Source organism: Kitasatospora sp. NPDC028961 (genome assembly GCF_055564815.1).
Genome location: NZ_JBVHVO010000002.1, coordinates 745094 through 752150, shown reverse-complemented (window position 1 = coordinate 752150; position 7057 = coordinate 745094). Strand labels below are relative to the sequence as shown.

General features: G+C 75.9%; 6 protein-coding genes. 1 reads left to right on the top strand and 5 read right to left on the bottom strand.

Going from position 1 to position 7057, the window contains the following annotated elements; genetic code table 11:
- Positions 1–103 precede the first annotated feature (103 nt).
- The 4 genes from ACZ4UX_RS07445 to ACZ4UX_RS07430 form a co-directional block, all read right to left on the bottom strand.
- On the bottom strand, positions 104–1144 hold the full coding sequence (locus ACZ4UX_RS07445; protein WP_465705956.1) for an NAD(P)-dependent alcohol dehydrogenase: 1041 nt from the start codon (positions 1142–1144) through the stop codon (positions 104–106).
- A gap of 85 nt (positions 1145–1229) precedes the next feature.
- Entirely contained in the window at positions 1230–1997 is a 768-nt protein-coding gene (locus tag ACZ4UX_RS07440; protein WP_465705955.1) for an SDR family NAD(P)-dependent oxidoreductase, read from the bottom strand.
- Positions 1998–2044: 47 nt separating this feature from the next.
- Positions 2045–2701: a TetR family transcriptional regulator gene (locus tag ACZ4UX_RS07435; RefSeq protein ID WP_465705954.1), complete on the bottom strand. Its 657-nt coding sequence runs from the start codon at positions 2699–2701 to the stop codon at positions 2045–2047.
- A 64-nt stretch (positions 2702–2765) separates the two neighbouring features.
- On the bottom strand, positions 2766–4094 hold the full coding sequence (locus tag ACZ4UX_RS07430; RefSeq protein WP_352287743.1) for a YhgE/Pip domain-containing protein: 1329 nt from the start codon (positions 4092–4094) through the stop codon (positions 2766–2768).
- 246 nt (positions 4095–4340) lie between these two features.
- On the opposite strand from ACZ4UX_RS07430, the gene ACZ4UX_RS07425 reads away from it, so the two are divergent.
- The gene (locus ACZ4UX_RS07425) at positions 4341–5348 is read left to right on the top strand and encodes an NADP-dependent oxidoreductase (RefSeq protein WP_465705953.1); all 1008 of its coding nucleotides are present in this window, start codon (positions 4341–4343) and stop codon (positions 5346–5348) included.
- A 174-nt stretch (positions 5349–5522) separates the two neighbouring features.
- Here ACZ4UX_RS07425 and ACZ4UX_RS07420 read toward each other — a convergent pair whose 3' ends face one another.
- Positions 5523–7022, bottom strand: coding sequence for a glutamate synthase subunit beta (locus ACZ4UX_RS07420; RefSeq protein WP_465705985.1), 1500 nt, complete (start codon positions 7020–7022; stop codon positions 5523–5525).
- Positions 7023–7057: the final 35 nt, after the last annotated feature.

Below are 7057 nucleotides of genomic sequence, written 5' to 3'. Positions count from 1 at the left end.
CCCCCCCCCCCCCCCCCCCCCCCCCCCCCCCCCCCCCCCCCCCCCCCCCCCCCCCCCCCCCCCCCCCCCCCCCCCCCCCCCCCCCCCCCCCCCGGTCCCGCGCTCAGCCGTTCGGCAGGATCACCGCGCGGCCGTTGATCAGCCCGGCGTGCAGGCGCTCGTACGCCAGCGGGGCCTCGTCGATGCCGTAGGTCTCGACGTGCACCTCGACCGCGCCGGCCCGGGCGAGGTCCAGCACCTCGATCAGCTCGGGTCGGGTGCCCCAGTACGGGGAGGCCACCGACACCTCGTACGGGAGGGTGCCGAAGCCGACCGGCAGGGAGCCGCCGCCGAGGCCGACGATCGTCACGTCGCCCTCCACCGCCGCCATCGCGCCGGCCGAGGCCACCGTCGGCGGGGCGCCGACGAAGTCGAGCACCACCTGGGCGCCGACGCCGCCGGTGAGGGCGCGGACGGCCGCCGGTGCCGCGGCGTCCGAGAGCACCGTCTCGTGCGCGCCCACGGCCCGGGCCAGGGCCAGCTTCTCCTCGGTCACGTCCAGGGCGACCACCCGGGCCGCCGTCATCGCGCGCAGCAGCTGGATCGCGACATGGCCGAGGCCGCCGGTGCCGATCACCACGGCGGTGCTGCCCGGCACCAGCTTGCCCAGCGAACGCTTGATCGCGTGATAGGGCGTCAGACCGGCGTCGGTCAGCGGGACGGCCCGCACCGGGTCGAGACCGCCGAGCGGGACCAGGTGCCGCGGGTCGTCGACGATCATGTACTCCGCCATCGCGCCCGGGGCGCCCAGGCCCGGTGGGCGGATGCCGAGTTCGGCGGCGCGCAGGCAGTAGTTCTCCTTGCCCTCCGCGCATTTGGCGCAGCTGCCGCAGCCCCAGGGCCCGTACACGGCGACCGGGTCGCCCTCGGTGAAGCCGGTCACTCCGGCGCCGAGCGCCGCGACGGTGCCGACGCCCTCGTGGCCGAGGGTCAGCGGCAGCGGGAAGGACAGCTGCTCGGCGGGCAGGCTCATCACGGCGATGTCGGAGTGGCACACGCCCGCAGCGGTGACCTTCAGCAGGACCTGCCCGGGGCCGGGCTCCGGATCGGGGACGGTGACCACCTCGGGGGCGGCGCCGGCCGTGCGGTACTGGACTGCCTTCATCGTCGTGACTCTCCTTCGGTGCGGGCGCGTTCGGGACGGGCTTCCGGTGCGCGCGGTGTGCGGTGTCCCCCCGGAATCGGCCGGGTCAGCGGGCCGCGTAGGCGCCGTCGACCAGGTGGTAGCTGCCGTGGACGAAGGAGGCCCGGTCGGACAGCAGGAAGGCGGTCAGCTCGGCGACCTCCTCCGCGCGGCCGAGCCGGCCGGCCGGGTGCAGCGCGACCAGCGCGTCGCGGGCGGCGGCGTCGGCGTCGCGCAGCAGCGGCGTGTCGATGAAGCCCGGGCCGACGGCGTTGATCCGCACGCCCTGGGCGGCGTACTCCAGGGCGGCCGTCTTGGTGAGGCCGACCACGCCGTGCTTCGCGGCGGCGTAGGCGGGCGAGCCGGCGAAGCCGTTGGTGCCGAGGATCGAGGCCATGTTGACGACCGCGCCGCCGCCGGCCGCGAGGATGGCGGGGATCTCGTAGCGCAGCGAGTAGAAGACGCCGTCCAGGTTGGTGGCCAGCACCCGCCGCCAGTCCTCGGGCTCGTAGGCGCCGGTGGGGGCGGCCGCCCCGGCGATGCCGGCGTTGTTGACGGCCAGGTGGAGGGCGCCGAGCCCGTCGACGGTGGCCCGGACGGCGGCGCGCACCGACTCCGGGTCGGTGACGTCCACTTCGACGGCCAGGGCGCGGGCTCCGGCGGCCGTCAGCTCGGCGGCGGCCTCGCGGGCGCCCGCGGCGTCGAAGTCGGCGATCGCGACGGCGGCGCCGCCGGCCGCCAGTCGCCGGGCCACCGCGAGGCCGATGCCGGAGGCGCCTCCGGTGACCAGCGCGGTCCGGCCGGTGAACTCCTGGGTGTAGTCGATGCCGGTCATGGCGGTCGTTCCTTTCGTACCGGTGCACGCCGGGTGGGCGCGCTCGTTCACACCGCCGTGCCGTCGGGTGGCGGCTCGGCGGTGAGCAGCTCGAAGGCCTGCTCCAGCAGGTCGGGCAGGTCGGGGGCGGCCGCGCCGGTCGCGGGGTGCCGGACCCAGGCGCGGGAGGCGGCCTGGAGGGCCGCGACCCCGAGGCCGATGGCGACGGCCGGGCGCAGGTCGTGCTCGGCGTCCAGGCCGAGCCGGGCGGCGGCGATCCGGATGGACGCCTCCTCCTCGTCGACGCAGATCCGCCGGTAGGCGGCGGTCAGCGCGGGTTCCGCGGCGATCAGGCCGAACAGCTCGCGGACGCCGGGGCGCCGGTGCCAGGCCGGGTCGAGGTCGTCCCGCAGCCAGACCCGCAGGGCCGCGCGGTACGCGGTCAGCGGGGTCTCGGCGGCGGGGCGCTCGGCCAGGGCCGCGTTGATCCGGGCGAAGTCGGCCCGCAGGCAGTCCAGTACGGCGTCCTCCCGGGAGGGGAAGTACCGGCTGAAGGTGCGCCGGGAGACGTCGGCCAGGTCGGTGACGTCCTCCACGGAGACGGCGGCCAGGCCCCGCTCCAGGACCAGCCGCAGGGCCGCGGCGGCCAGCGACTCCCGGGTTCGGCGTGCCTTGCGTTCGCGCCGGCCCTCGGGGGCCGCTCCCGCTGCCTCTTCGATGCTCACGTCGTCCACCGTACACCCGGAAATGTCCCACTGGGACATGAGTCTCGGCGGGACATCCGGCGGGTCAGCTCGGTTCGGGATGGAACCGGTGCAGGCCCTTGCGGTCGTAGTAGGTGGTCATCGCGAAGCCGAAGACCAGGGCCGCGACCGTGCCGATCGCGATCATCACCCAGGCCCGCGCCAGCCCGGCGTCGGCCTGCGCGTCGAAGTAGAGGATGGCCCGGACGCCGTCGCTGAGCTGGCGCATCGGCTCGAACACCGCCAGCCCCCGGTAGAAGGTCGGCAGCGCCTGGAGCGGGATGGTCGCCCCGGAGGACGGCAGCGACAGGGCGATGAAGACGAACATGCTGATCAGCTGCCCGATCCCGCCGAACGCGGCGATCAGGGCCTGCGCGCCGAGCCCGACCGCCGCGCTGGCGCAGACCGAGAAGACCCAGAGCAGCGGCAGGTGCGAGGCGTCCATCCCGAGCACCACCACGGTCGCCAGCATCACCAGACTGGAGGTCAGCACCGAGAGGCAGACGGACATCACGCAGGTGACGGTCAGCGTCTGGGTGCGGCTGATCGGCACCAGCGGGTGCTGCATCCGCAGCGGCCCCAGCTCGCTGGCCGCGTAGCCGAGCGCCACGTCCACACCGTTGCTGATCACGTTGGCGCCGAGGAAGCCGGCCAGCACGAGGAGCAGCGTGTAGTAGAACGCCGTCAGGCCCAGCCCGCTGTGCGGGCCGATGGGGTGGCCGACCTTGACCTCGACGGCCGCTGGGTCGGCCAGCTGGAGCAGCGTCGCGTTGATCGCCGCGCCGCCGCCGGCCGCCGGCTGGGCCTGCGCCTGCGCCTGCGCCTGCGCCGTGAGGGTCTTGCCGAGCTGCGTCGAGGCCTGTTGCGCGGCAGCCTGGGTGATCGAGGAGGCCAGCGAGGACGCGAGACTGCCCACCCCGGGGTTGGTCAGCACCGTCAGCGTGGGCCGCGGCGGCATCGGCTGCGCGGGCGCGCCCAGCGCGGCCACGGCGGCGGTGAAGCCGGCCGGGACCTCCAGCGCGCCCGCGAGCTTGCCCGAGGCCAGCTGGTCGTCGGCGGCGGCCTGGTCGAGCAGCCGCCAGGAGACCTGCCCCTGCGGGTCCGGCGCGGCCGCGATGCCGGCCGTGATCTGCGCGCCGAGGTTCTGCGGCTGGCCCGCCACGACGGCCCCCTGGTCGGCGTTGACCAGGCCGATCGGCAACCGGTGCAGGTCCGCCCGGGGGTTGATGATGCCGCCCAGGTAGAGCAGCGACAGCAGGAAGGCCACCGTGCCGACGATGACGGTCGGGACCATCCAGACCTTGGGGTTGCGGAGCACCTGCCAGGCCCGTACCCGTACCACCGCCACCCCGCCCTCGGGCCGCTTCGAAGTCATGGCTCTCCCGTGCGCGTCGTCCGGTCGTCCCGCCCCCGCCAGAAGGTAGCGGCCGACCTCCGTCCGACCGGCGCGCCTCGCCCGAACAGCCCGCAGGCCGACCCGGTCGGCAGCGTCCGGGCCGGGTCGGAGGCGGGACCTCCGGTCCCGCCCTGGCGCACTGACTAAGCGCTTGCTTAGACTCTCCCTCGTCGCGCGAGGTCCGCCGTACCGCGGTCCAGCTCAGTCCAGCCACCGGGAGCCGCCATGTTGTCCGCAGAGAACCGTCAGATCCGCCTCGCCCGCCGGCCGGTGGGCGAGATCGGCCCCGAGGACTGGGAACACGTCACCGAGGCCGCCGCGGCGCCGGGCGAGGGCCGGTTCGCCGGCCGAACCCGCTACCTCTCGCTGGACCCGGCGATGCGCGGCTGGCTGGACGACCGCCCCTCCTACCTGCCGCCGGTCGGGATCGGCGAGGTGATGCGGGCCGGGTCGGTCGTCGAGGTCACCGAGTCCAACCACCCCGGCTTCGCCATCGGCGACCTGGTCGCGGGCCTCTTCGGCGTCCAGGAGCACGTGGTCTCCGACGGGAAGGGCGCCGTGCGGATCGACCCCGCGCTCGCCTCGCCGTCGACCTTCCTCGGCGCGCTCGGCAGCCCGGGCATGACGGCGTACTTCGGCCTGCTGGACGTCGGCGCGCTGAAGGAGGGCGAGACGGTGGTGGTCTCCGGCGCCGCGGGCGCCGTGGGCAGCATGGTCGGCCAGATCGCCAAGGCGAAGGGCTGCCGGGTCGTCGGCATCGCCGGCGGCGCCGAGAAGTGCGCCGTGCTGACGGACGAGCTCGGCTTCGACGCGGCGGTCGACTACCGCGCCGGGAACGTCCGGAAGGCGCTGCGCACCCTGGTGCCGGACGGCATCGACGTGTACTTCGACAACGTCGGCGGGGAGATCCTGGACGCCGCCCTGGCCTGCCTGGCGATGCGCGCCCGGGTGGTCGTCTGCGGCGCGATCAGCCAGTACAACGCCACCGACGTCCGGGGGCCGTCGAACTACCTGTCGCTGCTGGTGCGCCGGGCCCGGATGGAGGGCTTCGTGGTGTTCGACTACGCGCCGCGCTACAAGGAGGCCGCGCGGGAACTCGGCGGCTGGATCGCCGAGGGGCGGATCAAGGTGCTGGAGCACGTGGTCCGGGGCACGGTGGACGACTTCCCGCAGACCCTGCAGATGCTCTTCCGGGGCGAGAACACCGGCAAGCTGGTGCTCGAACTCGTCTGACCGGCCTGGGCGGCGCAGCGGCGGTGAGGGCCCGCGCGGCTGCTCGGCGGCGGCGAGGGCCTCGGACCGCGACGCGGCGGGCGGCGACGCGGCGGGCGGCGACGCGGCGGGCGGCGACGCGGCGGGCGGCGACGCGGCGGGCGGCGACGCGGCGGGCGGCGACGCGGCGGGCGCTCAGACGGTGAGCGGGCCGTCGGACGGCGAGACCGGTGCGGGCAGTTCGGTGCGCCCGCGCAGGTGGCGGTCGACGGCGGCCGCCACCGCCCGGCCCTCGGCGATCGCCCAGACGATCAGCGACTGGCCGCGCCCGGCGTCGCCCGCCACGAACACGCCGTCCGCCCCGCCGGCGAACTCCTCGTCGCGGACGAGGGTGCCCCGCGGGCCGACGGCGAGGCCGAGTTGGCCGACCAGCCCGCCGTCCCGGCCGGGCCCGGAGAAGCCGGCGCCGGGGAAGCCCGGGCCGGCGAAGCCGAGGGCCAGTAGGGCGAGGTCCGCCGGGAGGGTGCGTTCGGTCCCGGGCCGGGGGCTGCGGTCGCCCCGCCGCGCCTCGGCGAAGCGGACGGCCGCCAGCCGGCCGTCCGGGCCCGCCTCGAACCCCACCGTGGCCGCCGCGAACACCCGGGGCTCGGCGGCCGGGCCGCCGGCCTCCTCGTGCGAGGTGGTCACCCGGTAGACCCTAGGGTGCACGGGCCAGGGCTGGCCGGAGGCTCGGCGTCCGGGCGGGCGGGGGTTGATGTCGAACTGGGTGACCGTCGCGGCCCGCTGGCGCAGCGCGGTGCCCAGGCAGTCGGCGGCGGTGTCGCCGCCGCCGACGATCACTACGTGGCGGCCCTCGGCGGAGACCGGCGAGACGGGGTAGTCGCCCTCGTCGACCCGGTTGGCGAGGGTCAGGTAGCTGATGGCCTGGTGCACGCCGGCCAGCTCGCAGCCGGGTACCGGGAGGTCGCGGCAGCGGGTCGCGCCGACCGCGACCACCAGCGCGTCGCTGCGGGCGCGCAGTTCGTCGGCGGGCAGGTCGTGGCCGACCGCGACGCCGGTGCGGAAGACCGTGCCCTCGGCCCGCATCTGGTCGATCCGCCGGTCCAGCCGGTGCTTCTCCAGCCGGAACGCCGGGATGCCGTAGCGCAGCAGGCCGCCGATCCGGTCGGCGCGTTCGTAGACGGTCGTGGTGTGGCCGGCCCGGGTCAGCTGCTGGGCGGCGGCCAGCCCGGCGGGGCCCGAGCCGACCACGGCCACCCGCAGACCGGTCAGCCGCTCAGGCGGCTGCGGCAGGTCGTAGCCGCTCTCCAGGGCCCGGTCGGCGACCGCCAGCTCGATGTTCTTGATCGTCACGGCCTCCGCGTCGATCGCCAGTACGCAGGCGCTCTCGCACGGGGCGGGGCAGAGCCGGCCGGTGAACTCGGGGAAGTTGTTGGTGGCCAGCAGACGCGCGGCGGCGGCGTGCCAGTCGTCGTGGGCGACCAGGGTGTTCCAGTCCGGGACGAGGTTGCCGAGCGGGCAGGCGTGGTGGCAGAAGGGCAGGCCGCAGTCCATGCAGCGGGCGGCCTGGTCACCGGCGACCGGCAGCGTCGCGCCCTCCCGGTAGACCTCGCGCCAGTCTCCCAGCCGCTCCTGCGGGTCCCGGCGCTCACGGGGGTGCCGGGGCGTGGTGAAGAAGGCCATGCGGTCGGCCAGGGGATCAGCCATCGCGGTCTCCGGCGGGGCGTGCC

Bases quoted from the DNA above. Each gene is read 5' to 3' on its own strand.
- ACZ4UX_RS07445 (WP_465705956.1), bottom strand. From the start codon at position 1,144: ATGAAGGCAGTCCAGTACCGCACGGCCGGCGCCGCCCCCGAGGTGGTC.
- ACZ4UX_RS07440 (WP_465705955.1), bottom strand. From the start codon at position 1,997: ATGACCGGCATCGACTACACCCAGGAGTTCACCGGCCGGACCGCGCTG.
- ACZ4UX_RS07430 (WP_352287743.1), bottom strand. From the start codon at position 4,094: ATGACTTCGAAGCGGCCCGAGGGCGGGGTGGCGGTGGTACGGGTACGG.
- ACZ4UX_RS07425 (WP_465705953.1), top strand. From the start codon at position 4,341: ATGTTGTCCGCAGAGAACCGTCAGATCCGCCTCGCCCGCCGGCCGGTG.